Annotated in this window: 18 protein-coding genes; 9 read left to right on the forward strand and 9 right to left on the reverse strand. The window is 64.7% G+C overall.

All coding sequences use genetic code 11. From position 1 onward, the window contains the following. Positions 1-233 (reverse strand): Rrf2 family transcriptional regulator (locus JV241A_RS11535; RefSeq protein WP_134062590.1); only part of this gene is annotated, 233 nt, incomplete at its 3' end. A 215-nt stretch (positions 234-448) separates the two neighbouring features. On the opposite strand from JV241A_RS11535, the gene JV241A_RS11540 reads away from it, so the two are divergent. The 9 genes from JV241A_RS11540 (at position 449) to JV241A_RS11580 (ending at position 10,734) form a co-directional block, all read left to right on the forward strand. Next, a complete protein-coding gene (locus JV241A_RS11540; RefSeq protein ID WP_134062592.1) occupies positions 449-2,050 on the forward strand; it encodes an ABC transporter substrate-binding protein in 1,602 nt (533 codons plus the stop codon). A 54-nt stretch (positions 2,051-2,104) separates the two neighbouring features. Then, entirely contained in the window at positions 2,105-3,064 is a 960-nt protein-coding gene (locus JV241A_RS11545; protein WP_115086555.1) for an ABC transporter permease, read from the forward strand. Positions 3,065-3,067: 3 nt separating this feature from the next. Next, positions 3,068-3,895: an ABC transporter permease gene (locus JV241A_RS11550; RefSeq protein ID WP_115086556.1), complete on the forward strand. Its 828-nt coding sequence runs from the start codon at positions 3,068-3,070 to the stop codon at positions 3,893-3,895. 2 nt (positions 3,896-3,897) lie between these two features. Continuing rightward, positions 3,898-5,538, forward strand: a complete 1,641-nt coding sequence (locus JV241A_RS11555; protein WP_134062594.1) for an ABC transporter ATP-binding protein — start codon at positions 3,898-3,900, stop codon at positions 5,536-5,538. A 9-nt stretch (positions 5,539-5,547) separates the two neighbouring features. Further along, positions 5,548-6,249 (forward strand): NAD(P)H-dependent oxidoreductase, encoded by a 702-nt coding sequence (locus JV241A_RS11560; protein WP_134062596.1) that lies wholly within the window; start codon positions 5,548-5,550, stop codon positions 6,247-6,249. Between the two features lie 212 nt (positions 6,250-6,461). After that, complete coding sequence (locus JV241A_RS11565) at positions 6,462-7,565, forward strand: polyamine ABC transporter substrate-binding protein (RefSeq protein ID WP_134062598.1); 1,104 nt, start codon at positions 6,462-6,464, stop codon at positions 7,563-7,565. Positions 7,566-7,596: 31 nt separating this feature from the next. Beyond that, positions 7,597-9,015, forward strand: a complete 1,419-nt coding sequence (locus JV241A_RS11570; RefSeq protein WP_134062601.1) for an aminotransferase — start codon at positions 7,597-7,599, stop codon at positions 9,013-9,015. 118 nt (positions 9,016-9,133) lie between these two features. After that, on the forward strand, positions 9,134-9,955 hold the full coding sequence (locus JV241A_RS11575) for a helix-turn-helix transcriptional regulator (protein WP_134062603.1): 822 nt from the start codon (positions 9,134-9,136) through the stop codon (positions 9,953-9,955). A 23-nt stretch (positions 9,956-9,978) separates the two neighbouring features. Further along, a complete protein-coding gene (locus JV241A_RS11580; RefSeq protein ID WP_134062605.1) occupies positions 9,979-10,734 on the forward strand; it encodes a phytanoyl-CoA dioxygenase family protein in 756 nt (251 codons plus the stop codon). A gap of 3 nt (positions 10,735-10,737) precedes the next feature. Here JV241A_RS11580 and JV241A_RS11585 read toward each other — a convergent pair whose 3' ends face one another. The 8 genes from JV241A_RS11585 to JV241A_RS11620 form a co-directional block, all read right to left on the reverse strand. Beyond that, positions 10,738-11,634: a universal stress protein gene (locus tag JV241A_RS11585; RefSeq protein ID WP_115086563.1), complete on the reverse strand. Its 897-nt coding sequence runs from the start codon at positions 11,632-11,634 to the stop codon at positions 10,738-10,740. 49 nt (positions 11,635-11,683) lie between these two features. Beyond that, positions 11,684-12,820 carry an AI-2E family transporter gene (locus JV241A_RS11590; protein WP_115086564.1) on the reverse strand — a complete coding sequence of 379 codons (1,137 nt, stop codon included), beginning with the start codon at positions 12,818-12,820 and terminating at the stop codon, positions 11,684-11,686. A 29-nt stretch (positions 12,821-12,849) separates the two neighbouring features. Beyond that, complete coding sequence (locus tag JV241A_RS11595; RefSeq protein WP_115086565.1) at positions 12,850-13,395, reverse strand: PqiC family protein; 546 nt, start codon at positions 13,393-13,395, stop codon at positions 12,850-12,852. A gap of 16 nt (positions 13,396-13,411) precedes the next feature. Then, a complete protein-coding gene (locus JV241A_RS11600) occupies positions 13,412-15,064 on the reverse strand; it encodes an MlaD family protein (protein WP_115086566.1) in 1,653 nt (550 codons plus the stop codon). Continuing rightward, positions 15,057-15,683 carry a paraquat-inducible protein A gene (locus JV241A_RS11605; RefSeq protein WP_115086567.1) on the reverse strand — a complete coding sequence of 209 codons (627 nt, stop codon included), beginning with the start codon at positions 15,681-15,683 and terminating at the stop codon, positions 15,057-15,059. Before JV241A_RS11605 ends, JV241A_RS11600 begins: the two co-directional genes overlap by 8 nt. Continuing rightward, entirely contained in the window at positions 15,680-16,279 is a 600-nt protein-coding gene (locus JV241A_RS11610; protein WP_134062607.1) for a paraquat-inducible protein A, read from the reverse strand. Before JV241A_RS11610 ends, JV241A_RS11605 begins: the two co-directional genes overlap by 4 nt. Positions 16,280-16,515: 236 nt before the next feature. Then, entirely contained in the window at positions 16,516-17,112 is a 597-nt protein-coding gene (locus JV241A_RS11615) for a cytochrome c3 family protein (RefSeq protein WP_115086570.1), read from the reverse strand. A gap of 9 nt (positions 17,113-17,121) precedes the next feature. Continuing rightward, positions 17,122-17,607: a nitrate reductase cytochrome c-type subunit gene (locus JV241A_RS11620; protein WP_115086571.1), complete on the reverse strand. Its 486-nt coding sequence runs from the start codon at positions 17,605-17,607 to the stop codon at positions 17,122-17,124. Between the last annotated feature and the right edge of the window lie 9 nt (positions 17,608-17,616).

Consider the following 17,616-nt stretch of genomic DNA (forward strand, 5'->3'; position numbering starts at 1 on the left):
ACCTCGCGCAGGGTGATTTCGCTGGCCGGGCGGGCCAGGGTCAGGCCGCCATGGGCGCCGCGCCAGGACTTGAGGATGTTGGCCTTGACCATCAGCGACACCAGGCTGCGCACCCGCGTGGGATGGGTCTTGACCCACTTGGCGATGGTCTCGGTACGCAGTTTTTGCGGTGCGTTGGCGGCCACGAACGAGAGGATGTACGAGGCGGTGATCAGGCGGGTCGACTGGCTCATCTGGCGAAAATCCCTGTAGGAGCGGGCTTGCCCCGCGATCGATGTTACAGACAAAACGCTATCGCGGGGCAAGCCCGCTCCTACAGAGGAAGGGGATTGGCAGCGAACTGATTTTGAGTTTAATGTATTTGTCACGATGACAATTACAAATATTTGCATCGATGCGTGCGAGGTTGGCTGAATCCTTTTCTCTGCAGTTCTACAGGGGCAATGCCATGAGCGATAACAACAACAAGATTACTCAAGCGATGCACGACAGCGGTTTGCCGCGTCGGGATTTTCTCAAGTACAGCGCGACGGCGGCGGCCATTGCCGGTGCATTCTCGCTCGGCCTGCCGCTGCGCGGTTGGGCCGAGGAGGCCACGCCCAAGGCCGGCGGCGTGCTGCGCATGGGCCTGGCCGGGGGCAGTACCACCGACTCCCGCGACCCGGGCTCGTGGAGCGACACCTTTACCTTTGTCGGCTTCTCGGCGGTGTACAACACCCTGAGCGAAATCAGCGTCGACGGCACGGCGATCCCCGAGCTTGCCGAGCGCTGGGAGTCCAGCCCCGATGCCCGCATCTGGACCTTCACCCTGCGCCAGGGCGTGACCTTCCACAACGGCAAGACCCTCGATGCCGGCGACGTGGTTGCCTCGATCCAGCATCACCTGAGCGAAAAATCCACCTCGGCGGCCAAGACCGTGCTTGGCGATGTCGCCAAGGTCCAGGCCCAGGGCAACGATACGGTGGTGTTCGTACTGCACTCGGGCAACGCCGACTTCGCCTATGTGGTCGCCGATTATCACCTGGTGATCATGCCGGCCAAGGACGGCGGTGCCGACTGGCAGGCCGGGGTTGGCACCGGCGGCTATCGCCTCAAGGGCTTCGAACCCGGCGTGCGCATGGACCTCGAACGCAGCCCGGATTACTGGAAAGCCGGCCGCGCGCATTTCGCCAGTGCCGAGTTGCTGGCCATCGCCGACGGCGCGGCGCGGGTCAATGCCCTGGTCACCGGCCAGGTCGATGTGATCAACAAGGTCGACCTGAAAACCGTCGCGCTGCTCAAGCGTAATCCCAACCTGGTCATTGAAGAGACCAAGGGCGCCCAGCACTACACCTTCCCGATGCTCACCGACAGCCAGCAGTTCCAGGACAACAACATCCGCCTGGCGCTCAAGCACGCGATCAACCGCGAAACCCTGCTGGCCTCGGTGCTCTACGGCTATGGCCAGATCGGCAACGATCACCCGATCCAGCCCGGCAGCCGCTTCATCAACAGCGCCCTGGAGCAGCGTGGCTATGACCCGGACAAGGCGCGCTTTTACCTGCGCCAGGCCGGGGTCGATTCGCTCAAGGTGCGCCTGCAGGCTTCGGACGCCGCCTACACCGGTGCGGTGGACGCCTCGGTGCTGTTCAAGGAGCAGGCGCGCCAGGCCGGCATCGACATCGACGTGGTGCGCGAACCGGCCGATGGTTTTTTCTCCAATGTGTGGATGAAACAGCCATTCACTACCTCGTTCTGGTACAGCAGCCTGACCGCCGACCGCATGTTCAGCATCGGCTACGCCAAGGGCGCGGCCTGGAACGAGACCCACTGGGACAACGCCCGCTTCAACCAGCTGCTCAATGCCGCCCGCGGCGAGATGAACGCGCCGCTGCGCCAGGAGATGTACAACGAAATGCAGGCCCTGTGCCGGGACGAGGGCGGGGCGATCGTGCCGCTGTTCGCCAGCTCCGTGGCCGCGCGCTCCAAGCGTGTGGCCCACGGCGGGCTGACCGCGCCCTACGGCGAACTCGACGGCTTGCGGCTGATCGAGCGCTGGTGGCAGGCGTAAGCCGCACGAGCGGATTGCACCTTTCTTGGTTGAGCCTGTTCGAGGAGCTGTACGGTGAATAGTCTTTGCAAACTGCTGCTCCAGCGCCTGGCCCTGGGCCTGTTGTCGCTGTTCGCGGTGTCGGTGATCATCTTCCTGGCCGTTGGCATGCTCCCGGGCGACGTCGCCCAGGCCATGCTCGGCCAGGCGGCAACTCCCGAGACCGTCGCGGCGTTCCGCGCCCAACTGGGCCTGGACCTGCCGCCGCTGACCCGCTTCGGCCACTGGGCCTGGCAACTGCTGCACGGGGACCTGGGCCTGTCGCTGGCCAACCAGCGGCCGATCGCCGAGCTGATCGGCGCACGCCTGGGCAACACCTTTACCCTGGCCTTGCTGGCGGCGCTGGTGTCGGTACCGGCGGCCTTGCTGCTGGGCATGCTCGCGGCGCTGTACCGCAACAGCTGGTTCGACCGCCTGCTCAACACCAGCGCCCTGAGCGCAGTGTCGTTCCCGGAGTTCTTCGTCGCCTACATCCTGATCCTGGTGTTCGCGGTCAAGCTCAACTGGTTGCCGAGCATCTCCAACCTGGCCCCGGGCGCGTCCTTCGCCGAGGTGCTGGAGCGTTCGCTGCTGCCGGTACTGACCCTGAGCCTGGTGGTGATCGCGCAGATGATGCGCATGACCCGTGCGGCGCTGATCAACCTGCTGGCCAGCCCGTATATCGAGATGGCCCGGCTCAAGGGCATCAGCCAGGCGCGGATCATCTTCCACCACGCCTTGCCCAATGCCCTGGCACCGATCATTAACGTGGTGGCGCTGAACCTGGCCTACCTGGTGGTCGGCGTGGTGGTGGTCGAAGTGGTGTTCGTCTACCCGGGGCTCGGCCAGTTGCTGGTCGACTCGGTGGCCAAGCGCGACATCCCGGTGGTGCAGGCCTGCAGCCTGATCTTCGCGGCCACCTACATCCTGCTCAATACCACGGCCGACGTGCTGTCGATTGCCAGCAACCCACGCCTGATGCATCCGAAGGGGTAAGCCATGAGCCTGATCAAACCGTTGTTGCGGGCCCCCTTGAGCGCCCAGTTCGGCCTGCTGGTGATTGTCCTGTACATCCTGGTGGCGCTGTTTGCGCCGGTGCTGGCGCCGTTTGGCGAGACCGAAGTGGTCGGCGAGGGCTTTGCGCCCTGGGGCGGGCAGTTCCTGCTGGGTACCGACAACCTTGGCCGCGACATGTTCAGCCGCCTGGTGTATGGCGCGCGCAACACCCTGGGGATTGCCTTCCTGACCACGCTGCTGGCCTTTGCCGTCGGCGGTTTCTGCGGCCTGGTGGCGGCGATCAGGGGCGGCTGGATCGACCAGGGCCTGTCGCGGCTGGTGGATATCCTCATGGCCATCCCGCAGCTGATCTTCGCTTTGCTGATCCTCAGCGTGGTCGGCACCAACGCCACGTCGCTGGTGCTGGTGATCGCGCTGCTCGACGCCACCCGGGTGTTTCGCCTGTCGCGGGCGGTGGCGATGACCGTGGTGGTCCAGGACTTTGTCGAGGCCGCGCGCCTGCGCGGGGAGGGGCTGTGGTGGCTGGTCAGCCGCGAGGTGCTGCCCAATGCCGCAGCGCCGCTGATTGCCGAGTTCGGCCTGCGCTTTTGCTTTGTCTTTCTGTTCATCAGTGCGCTGTCGTTCCTCGGCCTGGGCATCCAGCCGCCGACTGCCGACTGGGGCAGCATGGTCCGCGACAACGCCGTGCTGATCACCTTCGGCGATATCAGCCCGCTGTTGCCGGCCCTGGCGGTGGCGCTGATCACCGTCAGCGTCAACTTTGTCGTGGACTGGGTGCTGCATAAGTCCAGCGGCCTGAAGGAGTGCTGAGTATGACCATGAGTGAAAAGCCGCTGCTGGAAATCCGCGACCTGCACATCGAAGGCCATTACCAGGACGCCTGGCATCCGCTGATCAAGGGCATCGACCTGACCTTGCAGCGGGGTGAAGTACTGGGCCTGATTGGTGAGTCGGGGGCGGGCAAGTCGACCCTGGGCCTGGCCTCCATGGGCTATGTGCGCGACGGTTGCCGCATCACTGGCGGCTCGGTGCGTTTCGACGGCCAGGAGCTGGTCGGCGCCAAACCTGAAGCCTTGCGCACGCTGCGCGGCCTGCGCATCGCCTATGTCGCACAAAGCGCCGCCGCGTCGTTCAACCCGGCGCACCGGCTGATTGACCAGCATGTCGAGACGGCGGTCAGGAACGGCGGTATCGACCGCGTCCGGGCCGAAGCCGAAGCGGTGGAGCTGTACCGCGTGCTGCGCCTGCCCAACCCCGAACAGATCGGCCAGCGTTACCCCCACCAGGTCTCCGGCGGCCAGTTGCAACGGGTCATGACCGCCATGGCCATGGCCTGCCACCCGGACCTGATCATTTTCGACGAGCCGACCACCGCCCTCGACGTCACCACCCAGATCGAAGTGCTGGCGGCGATTCGCGATGCGGTGAAAACCTACGGCAGCGCCGCCCTGTACATCAGCCACGACCTGGCGGTGGTGGCGCAGATGGCCGACCGCATCATGGTGCTGCGCCACGGCAAGCTGGTCGAAGAGGCCGACACCCGCAGCATGCTTGACGCCCCGCAGCAGGACTACACCAAATCGTTGTGGGCGGTACGCAGTTTTCGCACTGAACCCAAGCCGTGCCCGCAACAGGCGACACCGCTGCTTGAGGTGCGCAAGGCCAGCGCCAGTTACGGCCACCAGCCGGTGCTGCATGAGGTCTCGCTCAAGCTCCATCGCGGCCAGACCCTGGCAGTGATCGGCGAGTCGGGCAGTGGCAAGAGCTCTACCGCACGGTTGATCACCGGCCTGTTGCCGCCGACTGCAGGCCAGGTGCTGTATGACGGTGAAGCCCTGCCGGCCGATTATCGCCAGCGCAGCAAAGAGCAGTTGCGCCGGGTGCAGATGATCTACCAGATCCCCGACACCGCGCTCAATCCGCGCCAGCGGATCGTCGACATCATCGGCCGGCCGCTGAGTTTCTACCTCGGCCTCAAGGGCCAGGCCCTGCGCCAGCGGGTCGCAGAATTGCTGGAAATGATCGAGCTGGACCCGGCGTTGTATATGGAGCGTCAGCCCCGCGAGCTGTCCGGCGGGCAGAAGCAGCGCATCTGCATCGCCCGGGCGCTGGCTGCCGAGCCGCAGTTGATCATCTGCGACGAGGTCACCTCGGCCCTCGACCAACTGGTGGCCGAAGGTGTTTTGAAGCTGCTCAACCGTATCCAGCAGCAACTGGGCGTGGCTTACCTGTTCATCACCCACGACGTGGCCACGGTGCGCGCCATTGCCGACGAGGTGCTGGTGATGCAGCGCGGGCAGGTGGTCGATCACGGCAGCCGTGAGGCGATCTTCACCCCGCCGCACCGCGACTACACCGGCCTGCTGTTCTCCAGCGAGCCGGAAATGGACCCGGACTGGCTCGACCGCCTGCTGGCCAGGCGGGCGCTGACTTCCACTGTGCAAACCGTTTAAGGACTCCCCATGAATGTACTGATCGTTCACGCTCACCCCGAGCCGCAATCCTTCACCGCCGCCTTGCGTGACCAGGCTGTCGAAACCTTTACTGCCCAGGGCCATCAGGTGCAGGTCAGTGACCTGTATGCGATGAACTGGAATCCGGTGGCCAGCGCCGATGACTTCGTCAGCCGCGAGAACCCGGATTACCTGGTGTATGCCCTGGAGCAGCGCCTGGGGGTCAAGAGCCAGTCGATTGCCGCCGACATTCAGCAGGAGCTGGACAAGCTGCTGTGGGCCGACCTGGTGGTGCTGAATTTCCCGATCTTCTGGTTCTCGGCGCCGGCCATGCTCAAGGGCTGGATCGACCGGGTGCTGGTCTCGGGGGTGTGCTATGGCGGCAAGCGTTTCTATGACCAGGGCGGGTTGGTGGGCAAGCAGGCGCTGGTGACCGTCACCCTCGGCGGGCGTGAGCACATGTTCGGCGAAGGGGCGATTCACGGGCCGCTGGAGGACATGCTGCGGCCGATCTTGCGTGGCACCCTGGCCTACGTCGGCTTCGAGGTGCTGGAGCCGTTTGTGGCCTGGCATGTGCCGTATATCAGCGACGAGGCGCGCAAGGACTTTTTGCGTAGCTACCAGCAGCGCCTGGCGCATTTGTCCGATGAGCAGCCGCTGGTGTTTCCGCGCCTGGCGCAGTTTGACGAGGCGTTGTATCCGTTGGCTTGAGGGTGGATGCAGTGGCCTCATCGCCGGCAAGGCCGGCTCCCACAGGGGTAGTGCAGGTCACTCAAACTGTGGGAGCCGGCCTTGCCGGCGATTGGCCGTAAGGTAAATGCTGCGCACCTACCCATTCGGGGTATGGTCGCCATCACCGGCTCCCTCGATAGTAACCCCGTCGGCTCACACCGAGCAGATCCTGGTGACACGACGGAGTGGCTATGCGAAAGACACTGAAGGTGACTTCCAGTCTGTTGCTCGCGCCCCTGGCAACGGCGGCGCTCGCCGCCGGCGGGGAGGCGGCCAACACACTCAGGCTGTACAACTGGACGGATTACATCGGCGAAACGACCCTCGCCGACTTTGAAAAAGCCACCGGCATCAAGGTGATCTACGACACCTTCGACGGCTACGAAACGGTTCAGACCAAACTGCTGACCGGGCGCTCGGGCTACGACCTGGTGGTGCTCAACGCCTCCCTGGTCCCGCCGCTGATCAAGGCCCAGGTGTTCCAGCCGCTGGACAAAAAGCAGCTGCCGAGCTGGAACAACCTCGACCCGCAAGTGCTCAGTGACCTGCAAGGCTACGACCCCGGCCTTGCTTATTCGGCGCCCTACACCTGGGGCAGCTCCGGGGTGACCTACAACGTCGACAAGATCAAGGCGCGCATGCCCGATGCGCCCATCGGTTCGCTGGCCATGCTCTTCGACCCGAAGATTGTCTCGCGTTTTGCCGATTGCGGCGTGACCCTGATGGACGCGCCCAGCGAAGTGATCCCGCTGGCCCTCAAATACCTCGGGCGCGACCCCAACAGCGCCACAGCGGATGACCTCAAGGCCGCCCAGGAACTGCTGCTCGGCGTGCGGCCATACATCAAGAAATTCGACTCGGTCAATTACCTGACCAGCCTGCCCAATGGCGATACCTGCCTGGCCCTGACCTGGTCCGGCGACTACGCCACCGCCCAGGCAAGGGCGCAGGAGGCGAAGAAGAACATCAAGCTGGCGTTCTTCATCCCCCAGGAAGGCTCGCTGATCTGGTTCGACAACCTCTACCTGCCCAGTGACGCGCCGCACGCGGCCAATGCCCATCGCTTCATCGAGTTTCTCCTGCAGCCGCAGAACATCGCCCAGGTCACCAACTACATCCACTACGCCAACAGCAATGCCGCTGCCACGCCGCTGGTGCGGGCCGAGATTCGCGACGATCCGGCGATCTACCCGGACGACGCCACCCGCCAGCGCCTGTTCGCGCAGAAAACCCAGAGCGGCAAGGACATGCGCGCCATTACCCGGGTCTGGAGCACGGTCAAGACCGGTAGCTGATTTCTATTTTCCCCTAGCCAAGGACACTGCCATGGCCACGCCAAACAAAGCCTTCGTAGCACCCGCCGCCAATGATGCCCTGGTGGCGGCCGACAAAGCCCACTACCTGCACGGCTACCACGTGTTCGATGAGCATGCCGAGCAAGGCGCGCTGAATATCGTCGCAGGCGAGGGCGCCTACATCTACGACACCAATGGCAACCGCTTCCTCGATGCCGTCGGCGGCATGTGGTGCACCAACATCGGCCTGGGCCGCGAAGAGATGGCCCTGGCCATCGCCGATCAGGTGCGCCAGCTGGCCTATTCCAACCCGTTTTCGGACATGGCCAACAATGTCGCTATCGAACTGTGCGCAAAACTCGCCAGCCTCGCTCCGGGCGATCTCGATCATGTGTTCCTCACCACCGGCGGCTCGACGGCGGTCGATACCGCCTACCGGCTGATCCAGTACTACCAGAACTGCCGCGGCAAGCCGCAAAAAAAGCACGTGATCGCCCGCTACAACGCTTATCACGGCTCCACCTGCCTGACCATGTCGATCGGCAACAAGGCCGCCGACCGGGTGCCCGAGTTCGACTACGGCCATGAGTTGATCCACCACGTCTCCAACCCGAACCCGTATCGGGCACCGGATGACATGGACGCGGCGGAGTTTCTGGATTTTCTGGTGGCCGAGTTCGAGGACAAGATCCTCTCCTTGGGCGCCGACAATGTCGCGGCGTTCTTTGCCGAGCCGATCATGGGCTCGGGCGGGGTGATCATTCCGCCCAAGGACTACTTCCTGCGCATGTGGCAGGTATGCCAGACCTACGACATCCTCTTCGTTGCCGACGAGGTGGTGACCTCCTTTGGGCGCCTGGGCAAGTTCTTTGCGTCCGAGGCGCTGTTCGGCGTGCAGCCGGACATCATCACCACTGCCAAGGGCCTGACCTCGGCCTACCTGCCGCTGGGCGCGTGCATCTTCTCCGCGCGCATCTGGAAGGTCATCGCCGAGCCGGGCAAGGGCCGCTGCTTCACCCATGGTTTTACCTACAGCGGCCACCCGGTGTGCTGCACCGCGGCGCTGAAGAACATCGAGATCATCGAACGGGAGAACCTGCTGGCCCATGTCGATGAGGTCGGCGGCTACCTGGAGCAGCGCCTGCAGACCCTGGCCGGGCTGCCGCTGGTGGGCGAGGTGCGCTGCATGAAGCTGATGGCCTGTGTCGAGTTCGTCGCCGACAAACGCAGCAAGGCGCTGTTTGCCGATGAAGTGAACATCGGCGAGCGCATCCACCGCCGGGCCCAGGCCAAGGGTTTGCTGGTACGGCCGATCATGCACCTGAACGTGATGTCGCCGCCGCTGATCATCACCCGTCAGCAGGTGGACGAAATCGTCGAGACCTTGCGCCAGTGCATTGTCGAAACGGCAGAAGAGCTGCGCCAGGAAGGGGTGCACGTGGGTGCATGAGCAGCCATCGCTGGCAAAGCCAGCTCCCACAGGTGCGGTGTACACCAACCCACTGTGGGAGCCGGCCTTGCCGGCGATGGGCTGCATCGCAGCCCCCAGGCGAGTTAGACTGCCGGGCATGAGCCGAGCCACCGCCGACACTCCGATCTGCCTGTCTTTCTCTGCCCTGCAGCAATGGCATGCAGCGCTGCAGCACGCCTTTGCCCGCAGCGGCGAGGCCGACGCCCTGGCAAGCCTCGCCGCCGCCCTGAGCCAGCTGGTGGCGGTCGAGTCGATGATGATCAGCCTAGAACGCCAGGGCCAGCCGCCGCAACTGCTCTACCAGCAAGGCATCCCCGAGCGTCACCGCGACGCCATCCTCAACCGCTACTTCACCGCCGGCTACCTGCTCGACCCGTTCTGCCTGGCGGTGGAGAAGGGCCTGGCGCAAGGCTTTTACCACCTGCAGGACATCGCCCCGGACCACTTCTTCGACAGCGACTACTACAAGACCTACTACCTGGGCACTGGCTGCACCGAAGACAGCTACTACATCGTCGATATCGACCACCACAGCAAGATCTCCCTGAGCCTGTTCCAGGGCTGCGGTGGCAGCAGCCTGAGCGTCGAACAACTGCACCTGCTGCAGGCGGTGGAGCCCATGGTGCGTGAACTGATCAGCCGCTTCGCCCAGCACGGCCTTGAGCAGAACAGCGAAGCCACTGGCCAGGGCAGCGTCCAGGCGGCCTTCGACAGCTTTGGCTGCAACGTGCTGACCGAACGCGAGCGTGAAGTGGCGCAGATGATCCTGCGCGGCCACTCGGTGAAATCCACCGCTGGCGAGATGGGCATCTCCCCGGAAACCGTGCGCATGCACCGCAAGAACCTCTACCTTAAACTGGAGATAAACTCCCAGTCCGAGCTGTTTGCGCGCTTTATCGACTGGTTGCGCCAAGGCTGACCCTCGGCCTTGTGGAGGCCCTGATGAACCGCTCTACCGAGCAACACCTGCAGGCCTTGGGCAACGACGGCTTCGTCTTGCTGCCGGGCGTGCTCGACAGTGCCCAGGTCAAGCTGCTGCGTCATGCCATCGACGGGCTCCAGGCGTTTCATTGGGACTACAGCGGCGGCCTGATCGAACACTACAAGTGCGTGTTCAACCGCGACCCGCTGTGGCTGGCGTTCCTCGACCTGCCCGGGGTGATCGAGCTGGCCGAGGCGGCGTTGGGTGAGGATTGCCATATCATCGGCCAGACCGCCTGGCGCTGCCATCCGGGCTACCAGGGCATGTCCTTGCACCTGGACTACCTGATGATGGACGCCGCCCCGGCGCTGATGGCCGACCCGGCCTTCGAGCTGCCAATGCAGATCTGCACCGTGCAGTTGTACCTGGATGACATCGACGCCGACCTGTGTCCGACCCGGGTGGTACCGGGCAGCCACAGGGCAGGGCGCGCGCCGCGCAAGAATGAGCAGAGCTGGCAGGGCCGTCCGCCGCAGGTGGTGCTATGCCAGGCCGGCGACGCCCTGGTGTTTCGCAGTGAGCTGTGGCACGCCGGCAGCGACAACCGCAGCGCAGACCGCAGCCGCTACCTGCTGCAGGTGCATTACGGCCGACGCATGGTCGCGCAGAAGTTCTCGCCCTACCTGCACTTTCAGTTCAACCCGGCGGTGCTGGCCGCTGCCACGCCACGCCAGCGCCGCTTGCTGGGCGAACACGCCGAAACCGAGTACGACTGAGCCTCAGCTCGCCCCGCGGATTGCCAGCACGTTGCACAGCCGGTGTTCCAGCACGTGCTCGGTGGTGCTGCCGGTCAGGCGTTCGAGCAGCTTGCGCGGGTGGTTGCCCATCACCAGCACGTCGGCGCGGCTGTGGCTGACGAACTCGGCGATGCTGCGGGTAATCGGCGCCGACAAAAAGTGCTGGCGCTCCACGGGTATTGCGTGACGCTGGGCCAGGTGCTCGAAGGCCTTGTGGATCGACTTGCGTACATCATCACCAAAGCCCGGCATGGTCACGGTCCCGGCGCCGAAGTCGGCGATATGGGTGTGGGCGCTGTCACACACATGCAACAGGTGCAGCTCGGCGTTGCACTGGCGGGCAAGGTCGGCCGCGGCTTCGATCACGGTTTCGTTGAGATCGTTGTGCGGGTGCTCGGGGTGGGTCGGGTCGACGGCGGCAACGACAATGCGTGGCAGCGGGCAATGCACGTCGGTTACCAGGTGCACCGGGCACGGGCATTCGCGCAGCAGTTGCCAGTCCAGCGGCGCGACCACCAGGCGCTTGAGCAGCGGTTCGTGTTGTACATCCTTGATCAGCAGGTCGGGGTCGATCTCGGCGACCTGGGTCAAGGCTGCTTGAAGCACGTCTCGGGCCAGGATCACTTCGGTACTGACGCGAATGCCGTTTTCATGCAGCAAGGTCGCCTCATCGGCCAGCCACTGGCGGTTGTCCAGCATCAGGGTGTCGAGGTGGTGTTCGTCGCCGCTCATCAGGCCGAGGGTGTCGATCTCGTCGATAAAGGCGCAGATATGCAAGGCGGCACCCGTGGCGCGGGCCAGGGCGGCGGCACGTTCCAGTGCCGGTGTGTGGCGCAGGTCGCAGCCGACCATCAGGAATAGGCGTTGGTACTGGCTCATGGGGCACCTCCGGTAGCGTTGTGTTGCCAGCCCCCCCCGTGCTTGAAGTCTAGTCCATGGTGCTGCCCGAAGTGCCTGGCGGGTCCGGTGCAGGCTCCTCGGCCGGGCTGTCGACGGCCAGCGGCTGCGCCACCCAGCTCATGAACAGCTCGTAGCCCACGGCCAGCACCACCGGGCCGATGAACAGGCCGATGATGCCGTTGGTCAGCATGCCGCCCAGGGCGCCGATCAACACCACCGGCATCGGTACGGCCACGCCGCGACCCAGCAGCATGGGCTTGAGGACGTTGTCGGCGAGCCCGGCAAGCAAGATCCAGATGACAAAGATCACCGTGCTGGCACTGACGCCGTCATGGGCCAGCACGTAGATCGCCACCGGCAGGGTGATCAACAACACCGGCAGCTGGGTGATGCCCAGCAGCAGCACCAGCAGGGCCAGCACCCCGGCAGCAGGAACCCCCATAATGACCAGGGCGACACCCACCAGCAGCATCTGGATGAAGGCGATGCCGACCACGCCCTGGGCTACGGCGCGGATGGTAGCGGTGCACAATGCGGCCAGTTGTTCGCCGCGCTGCGGGCCGGCGACGCGGGTGGCAATCGCCACCGCCGCGCGTTGGCCGGTTGCACCCTTGGCCATGATCAGGCCGGCGACGACCAGGGCCACAAGGAACATCAGGATGCCCGAGCCAATCCCGGCCAGTTGTGTCAGCAGGGTCTTGCTCAGGCCTTTGAGGTGCGGCGCGACCTGGGTCGCCGCCCAGCTCAGGTCACTGCTGGCATGGGCCCAAATGCCGTACAGCGGCGCGCCGATCAGCGGCCAGTCACGGACGTTGGCCGGTGGCGGCGGGATTTCGATGCGCTGGTCCTCGAAGCCGGTGATGCCTTGTTGCACGGTGTCGGCCACCGAAGCGCCCAGCAGGCTCAGCGGCCCGATCAGGCAGGCCAGGCCGATGATCACCAGGACGACGGCAGCCCAGCGCGGGCGCCCGCCGAGCCAGCCACCGAGGCGCTGACTCAGCGGATAGAGGGTGATCGCCAGGATCACCGCCCACAGCATCAGGTTGAGGAACGGCTTGAAGATGTCGAAGCAGAACAGCACCAGCACGGCGATCAGCCCGGCGCGGATCAGCACGTCGAGCAGTTCCCGGGCAGTGCCCAGGTGAACCGGGCGATTATTGGCCATGAGTGGGCCCTCGGGCAGGCGAGCGGGTTTCAGTGAACGGCCGGGCAACGGCTGGCACCGCCGCGGGCCGCCTGGCTGACCAGTTCGGTGAAACGCTTGAGGTTCTGTTGATGGGCCAGCACCAGTTCGTCGATGCTGGCGCCGGCCGGGCTCTGGATCACGCTGCGGCAGTTCAGCAGCGCGCTGCCGTTGCCGGCACGCAACCGCCAGCGGGCATCGAACAGGGCGTATTGCCCCGGCACCGAGTCAAAGCGCTGCACCTCCACGCGCAAGCCCAGGCGCGGCTGGGCAGTGCTGCTGACGAACTGGTTGACCAGAGCATTGCGCAACTCGTCGGCGAGGCTTGCGCCCCACCATTCGGTCTCGAGGATCGCCAGGCCGCTGTTGCCCTGGCGAATCACCACCTGCGGCCGATCGACCTGGGGCGGCACGCTGACCTGCTCCAGTTGCACATCGACACTGCTGGCCGGCACCGGTTGCTGCGGGATCAGTGTGTGGTAGTGGATCGGGTCGCTGCGGCAGGCGGCCAGCAACACCGCCAGGCTCAACACTGCAAACGGGGAGGCATGCGCCATGGGTGTGCTCCTGCGGTCAATTGCGCGACGAAGGTTTTAGCGAGTCAGCGGGTGCATCCTTGGGCCGGCCACGCAGCAGCGACTCGGGGTTGCGCCCCAGGTAATCGGCCAACTCGCGCAGCGAGCGCGACATGCGCCCCAGCTCGTCGAGGGTCTGGGTCAGCTGCTCACGCTGGGGCGAATCCTCGGCCAGGGTCGAGTTGGCCGACTGCAGGGTCTTGCTGACCTCCTGCAAGGTGCCCTGGACGCCCGGCAAGGTGCGGCTGTTGAACTGCTGCAAACCTTTGCGCAGCTCCACCAGGTTGGCATCGAGGTTGTTGGCGATGCGCTCGATGGGCAGGCGGTTGAGCCGCTCGACCATGACCTGGAACTGCTCCTGCAGTTGCTCCAGGCTACCCGGCACGGTGGGGATGGTAATCGGCCGGGCCGTCGGGTCGAACACCACTTTGGGCGCCTTGGGGTCGAAGTCCAGGGCGATGTACAGCTGCCCGGTGAGCAGGTTGCCACTGCGGGCCTGGGCGCGCAGGCCGTTGTCGACGAAGGAGCCGAGCAACTGCGCGGCGGCCTTTTCGTCGTCGGGGTCGTGGTTCAGTGCCTTGAGCAACTTGGTGTGGGCCCGGCCCAGGCGTTGCGGATAGATGACGATGCCGACATTGACCGGGAAGGTGCGTTTTTCGACGTCGAAGTCGAGGTTCACCGAAACCACCGAGCCGATTTCCACCCCGAGGAATTCCACCGGGGCACCGACCTTGAGGCCGCGCAGGGCCTGGTCGAAGCGCAGGCTCAGGTACTGTGCCTTGCCATGGGGCGGGGCGAGCGCCCGGGCGCGGTCGTCGAACAGCTCGAACTGGCGGTCTTCGGCGGCCACCTGATCGTCGGGGCTGTAGTCCGGGGCGCGAAAGGCGATACCGCCAACGATCACCGACGACAGCGACTCGGTGCGAAAGGCAAAGCCGTTGGCGCCGACTTCGACATCGACACCGCTGGCGTTCCAGAAGCGGGTGTTGTCAGTAACGAAGGCGTCGTTGGGCGAGTTGATGAACACTTCGATACTGACGCCTTTGCCGTTTTCATCCAGGCCGTAGGCGACCACCTGGCCCACCGGGATCTTGCGGTAGTACACCGGCGAACCGACCCCCAGCGAACCGAGATCGCTGGCGTGCAGGAAAAAGCGCTTGCCCGGTTCGCCATAGGTGATCGGCGGTGGCGATTCGAGGCCGATGAAGGCCTTGGCGCGGGTGTTCGATTCGCCGGAGTCGGCGCCGATGAAATCACCGGACAGCAGGGTATCGATACCCGACACGCCGCCGGCGCCGATGCGTGCCCGCACCACCCAGAACTTGGAATCCACCCGGGTGAAATTGTCGGCCTGCTTGACCAGCTTGACCGTGGCGGTGACGCTCTTCTGGTCCTTGCTTAACTCCACGGCGGTGACCTGGCCGATCACCACATTGCGGTACTTGACCGCGGTCTTGTTGGCTTCCAGGCCCTGACCGGTCTTGAAGGTGATCTCGATGGTCGGGCCTTGCTGCATGACGTTGTGCACCACCAGCGACAAGCCCACCAGCACCGCCACCAGCGGCACGATCCACACCAGCGAGATGCTGAAACGGCGGGTCTTGACCCCGGGCTGGCCGGGTTGTGGGCTGTCTTGGCGGGTATCAGTCATCGGCCTGCTCCTTGTCGCGCTGCCAGATCAGTCTAGGGTCGAAACTCATTGCCGCGAGCATGGTCAGCACCACCACCATGCCGAAAAACAGAATGCCCGGACGCGGTTCGATATCGCCCAGGGCCTGAAACTTGACCAGCGCCGCTACCAGGGCCACCACCAGCACATCGAGCATCGACCAGTAGCCGATCAGCTCGACGAAGCGAAACAGTCGCGCCCGTTGGCTCTGCGCCCAGGTGCTGCGGCGTTGCACGGTGATCAGCAGCAGGGCCAGGGCGACGAACTTGGTCGCCGGTACCGCAATGCTGGCGATGAAGATGATCAGGGCGATGTCCCAGGCGCCATGCTCCCAGAACTCCATGACCCCGCTCATGATGGTGCTGTCGGCGCCGCTGCCGAACAGCGTGGTGTTCATCACCGGCAGCAGGTTGGCGGGGATGTAGAACACCAGCGAGGCGATCAGGTAGGCCCAGGTGCGGGTCAGGGAATCGGGCTTGTGCGCATGCAGGGGTGCGCCGCAGCGTTCGCAGTCGTGCGGCTGGTTGCTGTTGTCGCAGGCCATGCCGCAGGCATGACAGAGCACCAGGTTGAGCTCGGCGGCGCGCGGTGGGCGGCTCATGGCAGCAGGTCCCAGAGTTCGCGTATATCGCGCCCGGCGATGCGCAGTATCAGCAGGCTCAGCGCTGCCAGCGCCACCAGGCCGATGCCCGGCAGCACATCGAGCATGCCGGCCAGCTTGAACACCGCGACCATGGCGCCGAGCAGGCACACTTCGAGCATGCTCCACGGGCGCAGGGTTTCCAGCCAGCGCATGCACAGGCTGAAGCCCGGGGCACGGCCGCCGGCCAGGGCAAAGCCCAGTACCCAGATCAACAGCAGCAGCTGGAACACCGGGGCGATGATGATCGAGATGGCCGCCACCAGGGCAATAAAGGTGATGGGGCCGGTGGCCAGGGCCCGGACCGAGTCCCACAGGGTGGCGCTATTGTGCAAGCCTTTGAGGCTAATGCTCATGATCGGGTAGAAATTGGCGAACACCCAGAGGATCAGCGCGGTGACGCTCAGGGCCAGGCGTTGCTGCACGCTCAGGCCGTTATAGCGCTGCAGCACGGCGCCGCAGCACTGGCACAGGGCTTTCTGGTGTTTGCCGAGGCTGACCTTCTGGTACACGCAATCGCAATGTTCGCAGATGATCAGCTGATGGGTATCCAGCATGGCGCGCGCTCTGGCTGCGGGCGGGGACTAGCTCAATATAGTCGGCGCTGGCGCGGGACTGCGGATTATTTAACCTCTGAGGGAGCGGGCTTGCCGGCGCTTGTAATCCAGGCGCTGCCTGGTGTGCTGGTTGTGTTGGCCTCATCGCTGGCAAGCCAGCTCCCACAATGGATGTGTGTACACCCAACCTGTGGGAGCGGGCTTGCCCCGCGATGAGGCCAGTGTGGCGCGCTGAGTTACCAACCCGGCACCCCGCGCATGTCCGGCAGCTTATGGGCAATGCCCTTGTGGCAATCGATGCAGGTCGCCTGCCCACTGGCCAGCGAGGTCGAGTGCATGGCTGCGGCACGCTTGCTCTGGCGGGTGAAATCCATGAACTCGAAGTTGTGGCAGTTGCGGCATTCGCGCGAGTCGTTGGCCTTGAGCCGCGCCCATTCGTGTTCGGCCAGCTCGCGGCGATGAGCGAGGAATTTCTCGCGGGTGTCAATGGTGCCGAACAGCTTGCCCCAGACCTCCTTGGAGGCCTGCATCTTGCGCGCGATCTTGTGCGTCCACTCGTGCGGCACGTGGCAATCCGGGCAACTGGCGCGCACGCCGGAGCGGTTGCTGTAGTGGATGGTGTCCTTGAGCTCGACGAAGACGTTGTCGCGCATCTCATGGCAGGAGGTGCAGAATTTTTCGGTGTTGGTCACTTCCAGGGCGGTGTTGAAGCCGCCCCAGAAGATGATCCCGGCGACGAACCCGCCCAGGGTCAGAAAACCCAGGCTGTAGTAGACGCTTGGCCGCCAGAGAATGCCCCAGTATTCCTTGAATAGCCTGAACAGTGCTTGCATGGCGCCTCCTCAGGGTTTCTGCGCGGCGTTGGCATCGTCTTGCAGCAGCTTGTCGATGGTTTCGAAGCTGTTGCCCACCAGCGGCTGCACCTCTTTTTGCGCGACGTGGCACTGGGTGCAGAAGTAGCGCCGCGGCGATACCGCCGCCAGGGCCTGGCCATCGCGGTCCATATAGTGGGTGATGCTGATCATGGTCGCCTGGCTGCGCGCGCTGTTGGCGCGGCTATGGCAGGACAGGCACTTGTTGCCGTTGATGTCGACCTGATAGCCACGAATGGTGTGGGGAATGGTCGGTGGCTGGTCGGGATAGTTGCGTTCGCGCTTGAGGTCCTTGTTCTCGTCGTTGGCCAGCGGCGGCGCCGGCATGCTCTGGGTCAGGGTACCGCCAGGGCGGCGACCGTCCGGACCTGGGGCATCGAGGGGGTAGTCGACCTCGGCGGCGACCACCAGGCCGATCACCGCAAACATCAGCAAGGGCAGGCTGCGAATAGGCATGACGGTTCT

It is taken from the genome of Pseudomonas sp. JV241A, from assembly GCF_900275665.1.
GTDB classification, from domain to species: Bacteria; Pseudomonadota; Gammaproteobacteria; order Pseudomonadales; family Pseudomonadaceae; genus Aquipseudomonas; species Aquipseudomonas wadenswilerensis.